General features: G+C 71.5%; 11 protein-coding genes and 1 pseudogene. 2 read left to right on the plus strand and 10 right to left on the minus strand.

The features are described 5' to 3' along the window. The first annotated feature begins 21 nt into the window (after positions 1-21). Positions 22-948, plus strand: a complete 927-nt coding sequence (locus D3273_RS17510) for a LysR family transcriptional regulator (RefSeq protein WP_129228187.1) — start codon at positions 22-24, stop codon at positions 946-948. A gap of 158 nt (positions 949-1106) precedes the next feature. Then, entirely contained in the window at positions 1107-1706 is a 600-nt protein-coding gene (locus D3273_RS17515) for a UbiX family flavin prenyltransferase (protein WP_129228188.1), read from the plus strand. A gap of 36 nt (positions 1707-1742) precedes the next feature. Here the strand turns inward: D3273_RS17515 and D3273_RS17520 are convergent, their stop codons facing one another. From D3273_RS17520 to D3273_RS17565, 10 genes and pseudogenes are all read right to left on the minus strand, one after another. Further along, a complete protein-coding gene (locus D3273_RS17520) occupies positions 1743-2204 on the minus strand; it encodes a TIGR02444 family protein (RefSeq protein ID WP_129228189.1) in 462 nt (153 codons plus the stop codon). Positions 2205-2224: 20 nt separating this feature from the next. Further along, positions 2225-3565 (minus strand): MFS transporter, encoded by a 1341-nt coding sequence (locus tag D3273_RS17525; RefSeq protein ID WP_129228190.1) that lies wholly within the window; start codon positions 3563-3565, stop codon positions 2225-2227. Between the two features lie 152 nt (positions 3566-3717). After that, on the minus strand, positions 3718-4506 hold the full coding sequence (locus D3273_RS17530) for an enoyl-CoA hydratase/isomerase family protein (RefSeq protein ID WP_129228191.1): 789 nt from the start codon (positions 4504-4506) through the stop codon (positions 3718-3720). Next, positions 4503-6071, minus strand: a complete 1569-nt coding sequence (locus tag D3273_RS17535; protein ID WP_129228192.1) for an AMP-binding protein — start codon at positions 6069-6071, stop codon at positions 4503-4505. Before D3273_RS17535 ends, D3273_RS17530 begins: the two co-directional genes overlap by 4 nt. After that, entirely contained in the window at positions 6064-6591 is a 528-nt protein-coding gene (locus D3273_RS17540; protein ID WP_129228193.1) for a (2Fe-2S)-binding protein, read from the minus strand. The genes D3273_RS17535 and D3273_RS17540 overlap by 8 nt, the downstream gene beginning before the upstream one ends. After that, positions 6579-7406 (minus strand): FAD binding domain-containing protein, encoded by an 828-nt coding sequence (locus D3273_RS17545; protein ID WP_129228194.1) that lies wholly within the window; start codon positions 7404-7406, stop codon positions 6579-6581. The genes D3273_RS17540 and D3273_RS17545 overlap by 13 nt, the downstream gene beginning before the upstream one ends. After that, positions 7403-10375 carry a xanthine dehydrogenase family protein molybdopterin-binding subunit gene (locus D3273_RS17550; RefSeq protein WP_129228195.1) on the minus strand — a complete coding sequence of 991 codons (2973 nt, stop codon included), beginning with the start codon at positions 10373-10375 and terminating at the stop codon, positions 7403-7405. The genes D3273_RS17545 and D3273_RS17550 overlap by 4 nt, the downstream gene beginning before the upstream one ends. Before the next feature lie 194 nt (positions 10376-10569). Further along, positions 10570-11430 carry a helix-turn-helix transcriptional regulator gene (locus D3273_RS17555; protein ID WP_129228196.1) on the minus strand — a complete coding sequence of 287 codons (861 nt, stop codon included), beginning with the start codon at positions 11428-11430 and terminating at the stop codon, positions 10570-10572. Positions 11431-11665: 235 nt separating this feature from the next. Beyond that, positions 11666-12490: pseudogene (locus tag D3273_RS29265) on the minus strand (SDR family NAD(P)-dependent oxidoreductase). Between the two features lie 211 nt (positions 12491-12701). Beyond that, positions 12702-13829 (minus strand): MFS transporter, encoded by a 1128-nt coding sequence (locus D3273_RS17565; protein WP_129228239.1) that lies wholly within the window; start codon positions 13827-13829, stop codon positions 12702-12704. Positions 13830-14751: the final 922 nt, after the last annotated feature.

A 14751-nucleotide genomic window follows, 5' to 3' on the forward strand; every position in this document is an offset into this window, starting at 1 on the left:
GCGCCATCACGGGGACGGGCCATGGACCTTCGGCAGATCTCCTATTTCGTCGCGCTCTTCGAGGAAGGCAGCGTCACACGGGCGGCGGAACGGGTCCACGTGGTTCAGCCCGCGCTCAGCATGCAGATCGCCAAGCTAGAGCGCGAACTCGGCCAGATCCTGTTCGACCGTCAGCCCAGGGCCGTCGTGCCCACGGTCGCCGGCCGCGCGCTGCACCGCCTCGTCCGCCCCATCCTCGACGACGTCGCGGCGGCGCATGCCGCCATGGCGCGCCTGTCGACCGCCGTGTCGGGCCGCGTCACCGCCGGCGTCCTGTCGTCGCTGACGATGAGCGTGGTGCCGGGCGTGCTGCTGCGCTTCGCCGAGGCTCACCCGGACGTCGAGCTGTCGCTGGCCGACGGCACGACGTCGAGCTTCATCGCGGCGGTCGGCGACGGCTCGCTCGACCTCGCGGTGATCAACCGGCCGGAACGGCCGCTCGGGCTCGTGGTCGAGCCCCTGTTCGGCGAGGAGATGGTCCTGGTGGGCGGCCGGGACGCCGCCTTGCCCGTGCCGCTGCCCCTGCGCCCGCGCGACCTCGCGCGCCTCGACCTGCTCCTGCCCTCGGCACGCAACGGGCTCCGCTCGGCGCTGGACCTGCGGCTCAGGGCGGAAGGCGTGACGCTTTCGCCGAAGCTCGAACTCGATCTCGTGCCGGCGATCGTCGAGGTCGTGAGGCGCTCCGCCCTGTTCACGATCCTGCCGGCCATCGCGGTGTCTCGGCAGCTCGCGGAAGGCTCCCTCAGGGCCTACCGCATCGGCGAGCCCCGCCTCGTCCGCCAACTCGCTATCGTGCATCGCCGCGACAGGCCGCTCAGCACCGCCGCGACCGCGTTCGTCGCCACTCTGACCGAGGAGTTCGCCGCCGCCACGCTGGGCCTCGGCGACCGGATCACGGCAGGCCCGTGACGGGCGACGCGCGTGACGCATCGCTGATGGCGGCCATCAACCATCCTTATTCGACACGCCCCGGCCCCCTCCGTAACCCTCCGCGACGCGCATCCGTCCGGATCGTGCCGCCGCACCGGGCGGCGACCGGACCGACGGCGGGACGCGGGAGCCGGCCCATGGGTGGAAGTCTCACGAGCGCCGAGCTGCCGCTCGTCGTCGGCATCTCGGGTGCCTCAGGGGTGATCTACGGCGTGCGCATGCTGGAGATCCTGCGGGACCTCGGCATCCCGAGCCACCTCGTCATGTCGCGGTCCGCCGAGGTGACGCTGGCCCACGAGACCGATCTCAAGGTGGCGGCCGTGCGGGCGCTGGCGACGCGCTGCTACGCGCAGGCCGACATCGGCGCTGCGATCTCGTCGGGCTCGTTCCGCACCCGCGGCATGGTGGTGGCCCCGTGCTCGATCCGCTCCATGGCGGAGATCGCCAGCGGCGTCACCTCGGGCCTGCTCACGCGGGCCGCCGACGTGGTGCTGAAGGAGCGGCGGCGGCTGGTGCTGATGGTGCGCGAAACGCCGCTGCACGCCGGGCACCTGCGCAGCATGGCGGCGCTGTCCGACCTCGGCGCCGTCATTGCGCCGCCGGTGCCGGCCTTCTACGCGCGGCCGGGCAGCATCGCCGAGATGGTTGACCACACGGTGGGGCGGGTGCTCGACCTGTTCGGGATCGAGTCGGGCGGGGTCAGGCGGTGGAAGGAACAGGAGCAGCCCTCGACGTAGGCGAGGTCATCCGCACCACCCATCCGTTTCGCAGATCTAAACTTCGACCAGCACCTGCACGGCCGCTTCCGGCAACGCGCGTCCCAGATGGGCGGCGTAGAGCGCGAGGTTGCGGACTGCCGCACCAGCTTCGACGCTGCACATCTCCGGTGCCATGGCGGACAGCGCCGCCAACGCGAGCCGTTCGGCTTCGAGTTCCACCGCCTTGACGCACCCGCGACAGGCCTCCGTTTCGACGCCGGGCAGCAGCGCCTCCTTCATGGCCCGCCGCGCGGCGCGCAGCGGCTCGATCACCGCGGCGCGCCAACGCGCCAGCCGCGCGTCGGCGGCCGCGATCGCGCCCGCGTCGAGCGGGCGGCCGTCTTCGGCGCACCAGAGGAGCCAGAGCACCAGCATGACGTCGCAGCCGGCCTCGTCCTGCAAGGCGAGGCAGGCCGGGGCCGCGCCGGGCCGGGCGTAGAAGCCCAGCGCGAAGCGCCACAGCGGATCGTCACCCACGCCGCGATCCCCCACGTCGCTCACATCCGGTCGAGGTTGCCGCGGGTTTCGGGCGTCGCCAGGGCGCCGACGAGGTACACGATCGTCACGCCCACTGTGAAGGCGGCCAGCACGGCCGGGATATGGCTCGACTCCCCCGCGGCCAGCGACACGAAGGTGGGCAGGATGCCGCCAAGCGCGAAGCCGACGTTCCACGACAGGCCTGTGCCGGTGGCGCGCAACGCGGTGGGGAAGCTCTCGTTCAGGGTGATCAGCAGCGGCCCGTAGCTGGCGTTGGCGATGAACGACAGCGACAGGACGCAGACGGTCAGGAGCGTGACGTCCGTGATTGACCCCATGGCGAGGAACAGGGCCGGGAAGGCGATCAGCCGGACCACCCCCATGGCGAGGAACACAGGCCGCCGGCCGACGCGCTGGCTGAGCTCGCCGGCCGCGCAGGCGCCGAGGCCGGCGGCCACGTTGGCGCCCACCAGCATCAGCGAAGCGGTGGCGTTGGGCACGCCGTTGACGAGCTTGAGGAAGCTCGGGAGGTAGCCGGAGGTGAGGTAGTAGGCGCCGCCGCCGCCGAAGGACAGCAGGATGGCCACGACGAAGTTGCGACGGTGGACGGGCGACAGCAGCACCCGGACGGGCGAGGCGACGGCTCCGGCGGAGCCCTGCAGCGCCTCCTGCCGCTGCAGGCGGGCGAAGATGGGCGACTCTTCGAGGTTGCGGAACAGCACGACCCCCACCAGCGACGTGAGGAGGCCCGAGAAGAACATCAGCCGCCAACCCCAGGCGGCGAAGGCCGGCCCGGGCGCGATCAGCGACACGACGAAGAAGACCAGCGAGGCCAGCAAGCCGCCCAAGGCGGATCCGCCCCCGCCGACCGCGCCCGACATCAGGCCGCGCCAGCGTTCCGGCAGGGTTTCCGTGCCGATCGTGTGGGAGGCCGCCACGACGCCGCCCACGAAGATGCCCTGCACGAGGCGGAAGACGAGGAAGATCGCTGTGGCGATCCAGCCGACCTGCGCGACCGAGGGCAGCAGGCCGAAGGTCGCCGTCGACACGCCGACGCCGATCACCGCCACCATGAGGGCGCGGCGGCGGCCGAACCGGTCGGCGTAGGAGCCGAAGAGCGCGGAACCGTAGGGGCGGATCAGCAAGGTCACGCCGAAGGACGCGTAGGCGCCCGCGAGCGACAGCATCGGCTCGTCGGCCGGAAAGAACAGGCCGCCCACGACCGGCGCCACGTAGAGCAGGATGAAGAGGTCGAAAAGGTCGAGCCCCCATCCGAAGAGCGAGGCCGCGCAGGCGACGGCGACCTGTCGGCTCGTCGGTTTGACGAGCAGATCGTCGTCCAGGGCGATGGTGGCGGTCATGGCGTTCCTCCTCGTGGCGCGGCGCCGTCCCGCGGACATGCGCCGTCGCTGCCCGGGCGCGGGGCGGCCGGGGTTCGCGGCCTTGGGCCGTCGTTGTGCTGCGGTGGACCGCCGGCGGCGCGGCCGGCGGGGTGGGTCGCGCTGGGACCAGTTCAGGTCCCGCGGAAGGCGGGGTGCCGCTTCTCGTGGAAGGCCGTGACGCCCTCGCGGAAGTCGTCCGACTGCCGCAGGCGGCTGTAGCAATGGCCTTCGAGCTCGATGGCCGTCGCCACGGTGGCATTCTCGCTGTCGTTCAGCAGCTTCTTGGCGGTGCGCTGGGCCAGCGGCGAGAAGGCCCGGAGCTCGTCCACCAGCGCGTCCACGGTCTTCTCGAGGTCGGCGTCCGGCACGCAGTCGGTGGCGATACCCCAGTCGAGCGCCTGGCGGCCGGGGATGCGCCGCGACCGCATGACGATGTCCTTCGTGCGGGCGATGCCGACGATGGCCTGGAGCCGGGCCGAGCCGCCCGATCCCGGGATCTGGCCGAGCTTCTGCTCGGGCAGGGCGTAGCGGCAGGTTTCCGAAACGATGCGGAAGTCGCAGGCGAGCGAGATCTCGAAGCCCACGCCGAAGGTGTAGCCGCGGTTGGCCGCGATGACGGGCTTGGAACAGCGCGCCGGCGCGGCGATGTTCCAGGCGAGGTGCGACACGTGCTCGGGCGAAGCGTCGAGAAACCCTTTGATGTAGCCGCCGGAGGAGAAGTGCTCGCCCTCGGCGCGCAACACGATGATCCGCACGCGCGCGTCCTCGTCGAGCGCCTCGAAGACCCGGCGCAGTTCGTCGCGTTGCGGCATCGAGATGATGTTCATCGGCGGGCGGTCGAGCACGATGTCGGCGCGCTCGCGGGCGGGGTCGATCGCGACGCGGAAGCCGTCGAGGTCGATCAAGCGGGAGTCAGTCATGTCAGGGCCTCGACGGAGGTGTGAGAAGGGAAGGCTGACGCGGCTTCGAGCTCGTAGTCGCCCGACACGAGCCGGCGGCGCAGCAGCTTGCCGACCGGCGATTTCGGGATCTCGGCCACGAAGACGGTGCTGCGGGGCAGCTTGTGGCTCGGCAGGCCGGCGGCCCGGCAGTAGGCGACGAGCTCGGCGGGCTGGACCGGCCCGCGGCGCTTGATGAAGGCCGCGACGACCTTGCCCCAGCGCTCGTCGGGCAGCCCCACCACGGCCACTTCGGACACGGCCGGGTGCAGCGACAGGCAGCTCTCGATCTCGACGGGGGACACGTTCTCGCCCCCCGTGATGATCATGTCGTCGACCCGGCCGGTGACGAAGAGGTCGCCGTCGGCGTCCGCGTAGCCGGTGTCGCCGGTGAAGTACCATCCACCGCGGAGGGCCTTGGCGTCCGCCTCGGGCCGGCGCCAATAGCCCTCGAAGGCCTCGTCGCCGCCCGCGATGACGGCGATCTCGCCCTCCTCGCCGGGGTGCGCCGTCGCGGCGGGATCCCGCGCGCCGAAGGGCACCACGCGCACCATGGTGTTGAGCCCGGCGCGGCCAGCCGAGCCGGGCTTCCGGGGCGCGTCCTGGTCGATTGTGAAGGTGTACACCTCGGACGAGCCGTAATGGTTGACGAACAGGTCCGGCCGGAACGCTTCCGTGAGCCGGGCCAGCAAGCCGTCGGTCATCGAGGCGCCGGCGAAGCCGAGCTTGCGCACGCTGGACACGTCCGTCGCGTCGAAAGCGGCGTGATGCACGAGGTCGTGGTAGAGGGTCGGGACGAGGTAAAGGTTGGTCACCCGCTCGGCCGCGACGAGGCGCAGGGCTTCGGCGACGCTGAAGCGCGGCAGGCACACGAAGGTGCCCCCAATCAGCGACATGGCGAGCAGCGAGCGCACCCCCATCGTGTGGTAGAGCGGCATGACGCCGAGCGTGCGCTCGCCTCGCCGGTAGAGGTTCTGCGCCACATGGGCCAGGGCGGCGGCGCGCTCGGCCCTGTGTCGCCGCGGCACGCCCTTGGGGCGCGCGGTCGTGCCCGAGGTGTAGAGCATCAGCGACAGGGCTTCGGCCGAGGCGGCGGCGCGCGCCGGGGCCGCGTCGCGGGCGACGACGTCGGCGAAGGCGGTCTCGCCCGGCCCAGCCGCAGCGCCCACGGCGAGCCGGGGCAGGACCGCCGCCGCGGGGCTCGCCGCGACGGTGGCGGCCGCGACCGGCTCGTAGACGAGCGCGCGGGCGTCGGAGTCCGCGAGGGCATGGTCGAGTTCGTCGGCCGTGGCGCGCCAGTTCAAGGGCACGATGACCACGCCGGCGAACTGGCAGGCCCAGTGCAGGGTCGCGGCTTCCCAGCGGTTCTGCAGGATGGTGACGAGGCGGTCGCCCGGCCGCAGGCCGAGCGCGTCGAGCCCCTCCACCACGGACGAGATCGCCCGGTACCAGCCGGCGTAGGTCAGCCGGACCCCGCCGTCGACGACAGCGAGCGCCTCGGGGTCGCGCGACACGCTCGCCAGGAAGCTCGTGCCGAGGTCAAGCATGGGCCGCGTCCTCCGGATGTTCGCTCGTGCCGCGCAGTTCGGCGGCGGCGTCGAGGGCGGCGGCCACGATGGGCGCGTAGCCGGTGCAGCGACAGAGATGGCCGCCGATCACGAGGGTGAGGTCTTCCCGCGACGGGTTCGGGTGCCGGCGCAGGTAGGTGTCGAGCGACATCAGGATGCCGGCCGTGCAGAAGCCGCATTGGAGGGCATGGTGCCGCTTGAAGGCAGCTTGCAAGACGCCGAGCCGGCCCGGCGCGGGCGCCAGGCTCTCGACAGTGCGGAGGTCACAGCCCTCGGCCGCCACCGCCAGGGTGAGGCAGGCGCGCGCCATGGCGCCGTCGATCGCGACCGTGCAGGCGCCGCAGACGCCGTGTTCGCAGCCGACGTGAGTGCCGGTCATCCCGAGCCCGTGGCGCAGCGCGTCGGTGAGCAGCGTGCGTGGCTCGACCTCGACGGTTCTCGGCACGCCGTTCAGCGTGAAGGCGACGCTGTGGCGGATCGCGGCGCTCAGTTTCGGCATCGCATGGCCTCCTCGATCACCTGCCGGCCGAGATGGCGGACTAGGTCGCGCCGGTAGCGCGCCGTGGCGTGGACGTCCTCCCCCGCGCCGAGGTCCCATGCCAGGGCGTTCAGAGCGTCGTCGAGGGCGGAGCCGTCGAGCAACGGCAGGTCGCGGGCGGTGGGCCGGTCGGCGACCCCGCCAACCGCGAGCCTGATCCCCCGGCCGTCCACGACCGCCGCGCAGGCCACGATGGCGTAGTCGCCGTGGCGCCGCGCCACCTCGGCGAAGCCGTAGCCGGTGCCGGGCCTGCGCAGCGGCAGCGCGATCGCCTCCACCATCTCGTCTTCGGCCTTGGCCGTGACCATCATGCCGGTGAAGAAGTCGGCTGCCTTGACGGCGCGGGCGCGCTTCTTCGACCGCAACCGCACCTCGCCTTCCAGCGCCAGCAGGCAGAGCGGCGTTTCCGCGCTCGGGTCGGCATGGGCGACCGAACCGCAGGGCGTGCCCCGTGCGCGCGTCTGGGCATGGCCGACCCAGGGCAGGGCCAGCGCGAGGAGCGGCGCCTCGTCGACCAGCGTGGCGCGGTCGAGCAGGGCCGCCTGACGCACGCCGGCCGGCACCACGAGCGCGCCCTTCTCGATCCGCGGCTCCGCCAAGGCGCCGAGCCGCATGATGTCGACCAGCACGGCCGGCCGCGTCAGCCGCATGTTGAGCATCGGCATCAGCGACTGGCCGCCCGCCAGGATGCGGGCGTCGCCCCCCGAAGCCTGCAGCGCCGCGAGCGCCTCGTCGAGGTGGGCGGCGCGGATATAATCGAAGGCGGCGGGCTTCACGACTTGATCCCCATCAGGGCCAGGAGGGGCGCCAGCAGGCGCCGCAGCGGGCCGGTGCGGTCCGCGCCGCCCGCCCGCCGGGCGAGGGCCGCGAAGAACCCCCCGATCACCACCCGGGCGGCGCCGTCGAGCAGGCGGCCGCCGACGGCCGCCACCTTGCCGCCAACGGCGGCCTCGTAGGTGTAGCCGATGCGGGTGCCGCCGGTGCCGTCCGGCTCCAGGGTAACGCGCCCCGTGCCGCCGCCGTCCCCGAGCCCGCCCGACACAGTTCCGGTGAGGGTGGCGCCCCGCGGGGGATCGAGGTCCGACAGGGTGATGTCGGCCGCATAGCGTCCCTTCACCGGGCCGACCCCGAGCGTGACGTCGGCGGTGAAATGGGTGTCGGAAAGCTTGTTGACCCCGTGGGCGCCGGGGATCACCGAGGCCAGCACGTCGGGATCGAGCAGCAGGGCCCAGACCGCCTCGGGCGACGCCGTCACGACTGTCGCGCCCGCACCCCGCAGGGTGCGGTCGCCGGCCTTCGCCGCCGGTGCCGCGGAGCGATGGCCGGCAGGCGGGGGCGGCTCGTCGGCCTCCGCCACGAGGGCGCGAAGCTTGGCAGGGGTCAGCGGCAGATCGACGTTGTCGAGGTCGAGCGCGTCCGCCACCGCATTGGCGAGGCACACCGGCGTCGACATGCAGTTGCCCTCGCCGACGCCCTTGGCGCCGAGCGGCGTGAAGGGTGAGGGGCTCTCGACGTGGAGGATGCGGAGATCCGGCACCTCGGTGGCGGTGGGCAGCAGGTAGTCGGCGAGGGTGCCGGACAGGAAAGCGCCGTCCTCGCCGTAGACGAGTTCCTCGTAGACGGCGGCCCCGAGCGCCTGAACGAAGCCGCCGCGCACTTGGCCCTCCACCATGCCGGGGTGCAGGATCACGCCGCAGTCGTGCATCGTCACGTAGCGGTCGATGCGGAGCTTGCCCGTCGCGCGGTCCACCTCGACGCCACAGAAGTCGAAGATGAAGCCGTGGCACAGCGACGAGGCGACGTGGTCCTCGGCGTCGGGCGCGGTGAGTTCAGGCGGCGTCCAGAAGGCCGTCTCGCGGATCGCGGCCCCCACGTCGTCGGGCACGAGGCCGGGCGACCAGTGGCTCGTGGCTGCGACGCGGGCGAAGGGCAGGGATGCGTCGGGGTTGGTTCGCGACGACACCCGGCCACCCCCGAAGACGAGGTCCTCGGCTCTGATGTTGAGCTGCGCCCCCGCGATGCGGGCGAGCTTGTCGCGCAGGCGGGTCGCCGCGAGATGGGCCACGCCGGCCACGGCCGCGGCGAAGCGACTCGAATAATTGCCTGACGCGATCGACCAGGCGTCCTTGGCGGTGTCGAGGTCGGTCGTGACCCGCACCTGGGCGGCGGGGATGCCGAGCACGTCGGCCACGATCCCGGCCAGGACGGTGCGGTGCCCCTGCCCCTGCGGCACGGAGGCGACCTGCACCGTGACGGTGCCGACGGGATCGAGCGTGACGGTCGCGGTCGACTGAGCGCCGTTCTTCGGGCCCGCCTTGGCGCGCTCGGCGGGCGTCAGCACCGCCGTGATGTATCCCATGTTGGAAACGCTGGGCTCGACCGCCGCCGTGAACCCGATGCCGTAGAGCCGCCCGGCCGCGCGGGCCGCGTCGCGCCGGTCGAGGAGGTCGGCGAGGCCGCCGTGGCGCGCTGCGTCGTCGAGCGCCCGCTGGTAGTCGCCCGAATCGTAGAGCGCGCCGGTGGCGGTCCGGTAGGGGAAGGCGTCCGCCGGGATCAGGTTGCGGCGGATGACCTCGAGGGGGTCCAGCCCGAGATGGCGGGCGATGCGCTGCATCAGCCGCTCCAGCGGATAGTAGACCTGAGGTCCACCGAAGCCGCGCACGAGCCCGGTGGGGAGCTTGTTGGTGAGCACGACGCGGTTGCGGATGCGGACGTGGGGGATCGCGTAGGCGCCGGTCATGTTGCCGTGCATGCGGTAGAGCGTGGCCGGCTCGGGCGCGCGGAGGTAGGCGCCGCAATCTTCGAGTTGATCCCAGTCGAGCGCCGTCACGCGGCCTTCGCCGTCGAAGGCGGCGGTGAGGGTGGTGACGCGGTTGGTGGCCGAAACGGATCCGGCGAGGTGCTCCAGCCGGTCCTCGACCCACTTCACCGGCCGCCCGACGATCCGGGCCGCGGCGCCGATCAGCACCGCGTAGGGGGCGACGCCCTGCTTGACGCCGAAGCTGCCTCCGCTGTCGGGCGGGGTGCGCAGGCGCAGCCGATTGCCCGGTACCTTGAGGGCACGGGCCATGACGGCGTGGATGCTGAACGGCCCTTGGAAGTTGGCGAGGACGTCGTAGGCGTCCTCGTGGGGGTCGTATTCGGCCACGACCCCGTAGCATTCCATCGGCGAGCCGGTGTTGCGGGGATAGCGGACCGTCACGGCGAGGCTGTGGGCCGCGGCCGCGAAGGCGGCGTCGGGGTCGCCGTAGCGGAAGCGGCGGTCGCTCATCAGGTTGGAGCCGGCATCCTCGTGCAGAACCGGCGCGCCTTCCCCGAGGGCTGCCTCGGGGTCGACCACGGCCGGCCGGCTCCGGTAGCGCACGTTCACGAGGTCAGCGCCGTCCTCCGCGCGGTAGCGGTCCGCCGCCACCACGATGGCGACGGGCTCGCCGACGTAGCGGACGCGGTCGACCGCGATGGCGCGCGCATCGACCGACACGCGCAGGGCCGGGACCAGGCCCGCGGTGACGCCTACGAGGTCGGCGCCGGTAATGACCGCGGCGACGCCGGGCAGGGACAGCGCGGCCGCTTTGTCGACCGAGAGGAGGTCGGCGTGGGCGTGCGGCGACCGGACGATCGCGGCATGCAGGGTGCCGGGCCGGACGCCGAGGTCGTCGATGTAGCGGCCGCCCCCGGACAGGAGGGCCGCGTCCTCGACGCGCTCGGCGGATGGCCTAATGAAACGTTCGCCCTGGATGCCCAAGATCTCGCTCCCGGACGGCGCATCCCGACGAGCCCCTCGGACCCGTCCATCGTTGCGATCCGGGCGAGCGCGGCGGAAGCCGCGCGGCCGCACGGGGGGCCGTTCGCGTTCGAGATTGCCGGATCGGGGGGAGCCAGACGATGCCGCGGCGTCTCACGGCTGACCGAAACGTCTCATTTTCAGGGCGCGGCTTCTCAGGGCGCGGCGGATCCCTCGGTTCGGCGCGCGAGGGCGCGGAAGGCGCTCGGCGACACGCCGGAATGGTCCCGAAAGAACCGAGAGAAATGGCCCGGTGCCGCGAAACCGAGGTCGGCGCCGATCTGCGCCAGGCTGCTATTTCCCTCGACGATGGCCGCGACGGCACGCTCGACCCGGATCCCGTTGAGGAAAACGTGGGGCGGGGCGCCGGTCGACTGCTCGAAAAGGCGGTAGAAGTGCGCCCGCGACAGTCCGGCATCCCGGGCCAGGGTTTCGACCCCGTCGAGCAGGCCGGGCTCCTCCCTCATCCGCCGCATGGCGCGCCGGATGCGGTGGTCGGGACCGCTGCGGCGCGCGAGGTCGCGCAGCGAGGTGCCGACCTCCCGCCATGCCGTGAAGCGCTCCAGGGCCGCCACCATCAGCCCCGACAGCAGGTCGTCCTGGATGCGCGAGGAGCCCGGGGCGATGATCATCTCGGCGGCGAGGTCGTGGGCGAAGCGCCGGATCGCCTGCGTCACGGCGCCGACGGGTTCGGCGAAGAAGCCCGGCGCCGCGCTGGCGACCCAATTGCTGCGGAACCCTCCGAGCCACGCCGGCTCGATGTAGAGGGCCAGGATGACGGCCTTGTTGCGGCATGCGTCGTGGACGTAGGCGTGGGTCTCCCAGGCGTTGACGAGCACGGCCTGCATGTCCGTCAGCGAAACGATGCGCTCGCCGACGAGGAACTGCGTGTCGTCGCCCTCGACCTTGAGCAGGACGTGGCAGTGCGGATGGGCATGGCGCACCAGCCCGCGATCCATGTCGAGCAGGGCGACGCGGCCGAACGGCCCGTGGGCGATCTCGATCGCGTCCGACATCCTCCCCTCCGCTCCCGGGCGTCCCATACATCACGGACTAAGAATAAGTACCGAGACGCCGGAAATCGATGGCTGACCGTACTCGGCTCACGAATACGCCGGACTGTCCTCCGAAGCGCGCCATCCCTGTCTCGCCTGGCTTCGAGCTTCCCCGTTCGGCGGGCAACTGTGTCGAACCGCGCTTTCGGAAGCTGTTCGGAACCATTCGCTGCAGATGCCGGGAGCGAGGGCTCGCTCAGAACGAACCGCCGACCCAACCAGCCAACTCGGACGCTTCCCGCGCGGCGTCGGCCGGCGGCAGGTCGGACCGCCAACGCTTGGCATCGATCCGTCGGCCGGTGAACGCGTGCGACGCGTCGGAAGCGAGCCACGACAGCGGAGGGACGACGATCGTGGGGCGAAGCATCCCGGCGCGCGCCTCCGGACAGACGGAGGGCGGGATCAGACCCGTCTCGGTGGCGCCCCCGGGCAGGAGCGCGTTGACGGTCACGCTTATCGCGGCGAGGTCCTGCGCCCAGATGACCGTCTCGAACTCGAGTGCGGCCTTGCTCGGGCCGTAGGGCGAGAAGCCGGCGCGCCGCATGGTTTTGTGGTTCATGGAGATGTTGACGATGCGGCCGCGGCCCGAGGCGATGAGGGCCGGCACGGCAGCGCGAGCCATCAGGAACGGGCCGTTGACGTTGGTGTCGACGATGTCGCTCCAGACCGCGGGTTCGACCTCCTAAAACCGCGTGGGAGTCGTGAGGAAGTCGTCGCTGACGAGGCGCATGCCGCGGCCCGCGTTGTTGACCAGGATATCGAGCCGCCCGAAGCGCGCGACCGCGACTTCGACGGCCGCGGCGCAATCCTCCTCCCGCGTCACGTCGGCCCGGACAGGGACGATCACGTCGTCGGAGGCTTCGGCCGCGACGGCCGCGACCTCCGCGAGGCTCCGCGCCGAGGTGGCGACTACGCTGGCGCCCGCGGCTGCCAAGCCCAGCGCCATGGCACGGCCGAGGCCGCGGCCGGCCCCGGTTATGATGGCGACGCGCCCGGCGAGAGCGGGCTTCGGTTCGCTCATAGACTCAACTTCTCCGTACGCCTTTGGTCCGGGCGGTATTGCCGCAGCGGATTTCTCCGCCCGAGGTTCGGCGGCTCAGGTGAGCATGGATCATAGACCGGCGATGTGGCGCCGATGTACAACCTGCGCGGCCATGCGAGGGCGAGCGAAGGCGAACGGACGGGCCGCCAGCGTTGTTCGGCGGCGGATCCTAGGCTCGCATCGGCACAGCTCACACGAGGGTGCGACGGTATGTTTCCCCGAGGAAGACCGCGCAAACGAGGCTGAGAATCGCCGTTGACGCGATATAGCCGGCGATCGGCATCGTCGAGCCGTACTGCGCGTAGAGATAAGCGGCGATAAGGGGCGTCGGTGCCGAGGTGAGGATGCCCGCCACTTGATAGGGGAGCGATGCACCGGTGTAGCGGACCCGGGTCCTGAACGCTTCGGCGAACCACGTCGATTGTACGCCGTAGACGCAGGGTTGCGACAGCGCGACGCCCCCGACGAAAGCCAAGATGACCACGGCCGGCTGGCGCGTCGCGAGCAGGGAGAAGAAGATGAAGCCGTATGCCGCGACGAAGACGCATCCGCCGACAAACACCGTGCGCCGCCCGATGCTGTCGGACAGCCTGCCGAAGGCGGGGATCGTGAACAGCGCCACGACGGAGCCCGCGATGATCGCGTCGAGTAGGAGCCCGCGATCCAGGCCGAGTTGCTGCGTGCCGTAGGCGAGCACGAAAACGTTAATGACGTTGAAGGTGATGTCGGTTGCGAACCGCGTCCCGATCGCGAGCAGCACCTTGCCGCCGTGGTCCCGGAGTAGTTCGAGGAGGGGCGCCTGCGCCACGCCGTCCTCGGCCTCCATGGCCGCGAAGGCTGGCGATTCTTCGACGCTTAGGCGGATAAAGAGCCCGATCCCGACGAGCACGATGCTGAGAAGGAACGGGATGCGCCAGCCCCAGGCGAGGAACTGCGCCTCCGGCAGACCGGACACGAGCTTGAAGATGCTCGTCGACACAATGAGCCCGAGCGGCACGCCCAGCTGCGGAAATGCGCCGTAGAAGCCGCGGCGGTCGGCGGGCGCGGATTCGACCACGATCAGCACGGCCCCGCCCCACTCGCCGCCGACGGCTAGCCCCTGGCAGAAGCGCATCACGATGAGCAGGAGCGGCGCCCACACGCCGATCGCGTCGTAGTTCGGCAGAAGGCCGATGATGCAGGTGCACAGGCCCATGGTGGTGAGCGTGGTCACCAGGGCGGACTTGCGTCCGACCCGGTCGCCGAGATGACCGAAGGCGATGGCGCCGAGGGGGCACCGGGACGAAGAGGTCAGGGACGCGCGGCACCTGACCGACATCGACCGGCATGGGTGATCTCCGAAGGAAAGTGCGGCCGGCACCGGCGCCCTCCCGACCTTCCTGGCTTCCGTGTTGCTCGGCAACCCTGAATGCAGCCAAGGCGACGTCGTACAGACGTTTTCAGATCGATGGGGGGTACGGGGGGAGCGCGAAGCGCTGTCACCCCGCCGTGCGCCGCCGAGCCATAGCCGCCCGCCGTGCCGCCGCCACCCCGGTGGGCGCGGGAGCCGGGGCCCCCTCCCCCTACCAGGTCCCGAGAGACATACCTATCACTCCCGGGCCGATGAGCCGGCCGCGCCGCCGCTGACCGGAAGAGACTCCGGCTCCGTCCGCGGCGGCGCTCGAGCTCCGGCCTGTCGAGATCAACCTGTCTGATCCCGCCACGATCGGCGCCGCGCCCGCCGCCGGCAGCTTCGTCGAGGACGTGCCCAGGGGCCAGGATGGCTGCGGGGCGTTTGGAGTGGGTTCTTGTCTCGCAGATCACCAAGGCCTGCAGGGGGTTAGCCGGAGCGCTATTCCCTTTTTGGGGTGGTTCCGCTCCCTTTCCGGCATCCGCGCATCTACGTCACGGCTTCGTCGTCGTGCCGCGCCGGCCGGGAGCACATCCTCGATTGGGTGAGTGACGATCGGGCATCGGGCCGCCATCTGTCGTCTGTTCGTCGGGAACGTCCGGCCTGTCGACCGCCGCGGCGAGTCAGGGAACGGCCGCCGATCCGTTCATCCCGGGCGTGATGGTCGACCACTGCCTGTCCGATCCCGCCGACATCGTCGAGAGACCAGTCCCCATCCTGCCTACATGGATGAGGATGACCGGCGCGGCACCGGCAGCCACAGGTCCAGGTCGCCGTCCTTCATGGACGGGACGGGCCTCGTCAGGTGGGGCGAAGCGATGGTGGACATACATCCCACGGGTTACAGGTC

Origin of the sequence: Lichenibacterium minor (assembly GCF_004137685.1) — a bacterium.
Classification (GTDB): domain Bacteria; phylum Pseudomonadota; class Alphaproteobacteria; order Rhizobiales; family Beijerinckiaceae; genus Lichenihabitans; species Lichenihabitans minor.

Bases quoted from the DNA above. Each gene is read 5' to 3' on its own strand.
- D3273_RS17525 (WP_129228190.1), bottom strand. From the start codon at position 3,565: ATGACCGCCACCATCGCCCTGGACGACGATCTGCTCGTCAAACCGACG.
- D3273_RS17565 (WP_129228239.1), bottom strand. From the start codon at position 13,829: ATGTCGGTCAGGTGCCGCGCGTCCCTGACCTCTTCGTCCCGGTGCCCC.
- D3273_RS17555 (WP_129228196.1), bottom strand. From the start codon at position 11,430: ATGTCGGACGCGATCGAGATCGCCCACGGGCCGTTCGGCCGCGTCGCC.
- D3273_RS17515 (WP_129228188.1), top strand. From the start codon at position 1,107: ATGGGTGGAAGTCTCACGAGCGCCGAGCTGCCGCTCGTCGTCGGCATC.
- D3273_RS17535 (WP_129228192.1), bottom strand. From the start codon at position 6,071: ATGCTTGACCTCGGCACGAGCTTCCTGGCGAGCGTGTCGCGCGACCCC.
- D3273_RS17530 (WP_129228191.1), bottom strand. From the start codon at position 4,506: ATGACTGACTCCCGCTTGATCGACCTCGACGGCTTCCGCGTCGCGATC.
- D3273_RS17540 (WP_129228193.1), bottom strand. From the start codon at position 6,591: ATGCCGAAACTGAGCGCCGCGATCCGCCACAGCGTCGCCTTCACGCTG.
- D3273_RS17510 (WP_129228187.1), top strand. From the start codon at position 22: ATGGACCTTCGGCAGATCTCCTATTTCGTCGCGCTCTTCGAGGAAGGC.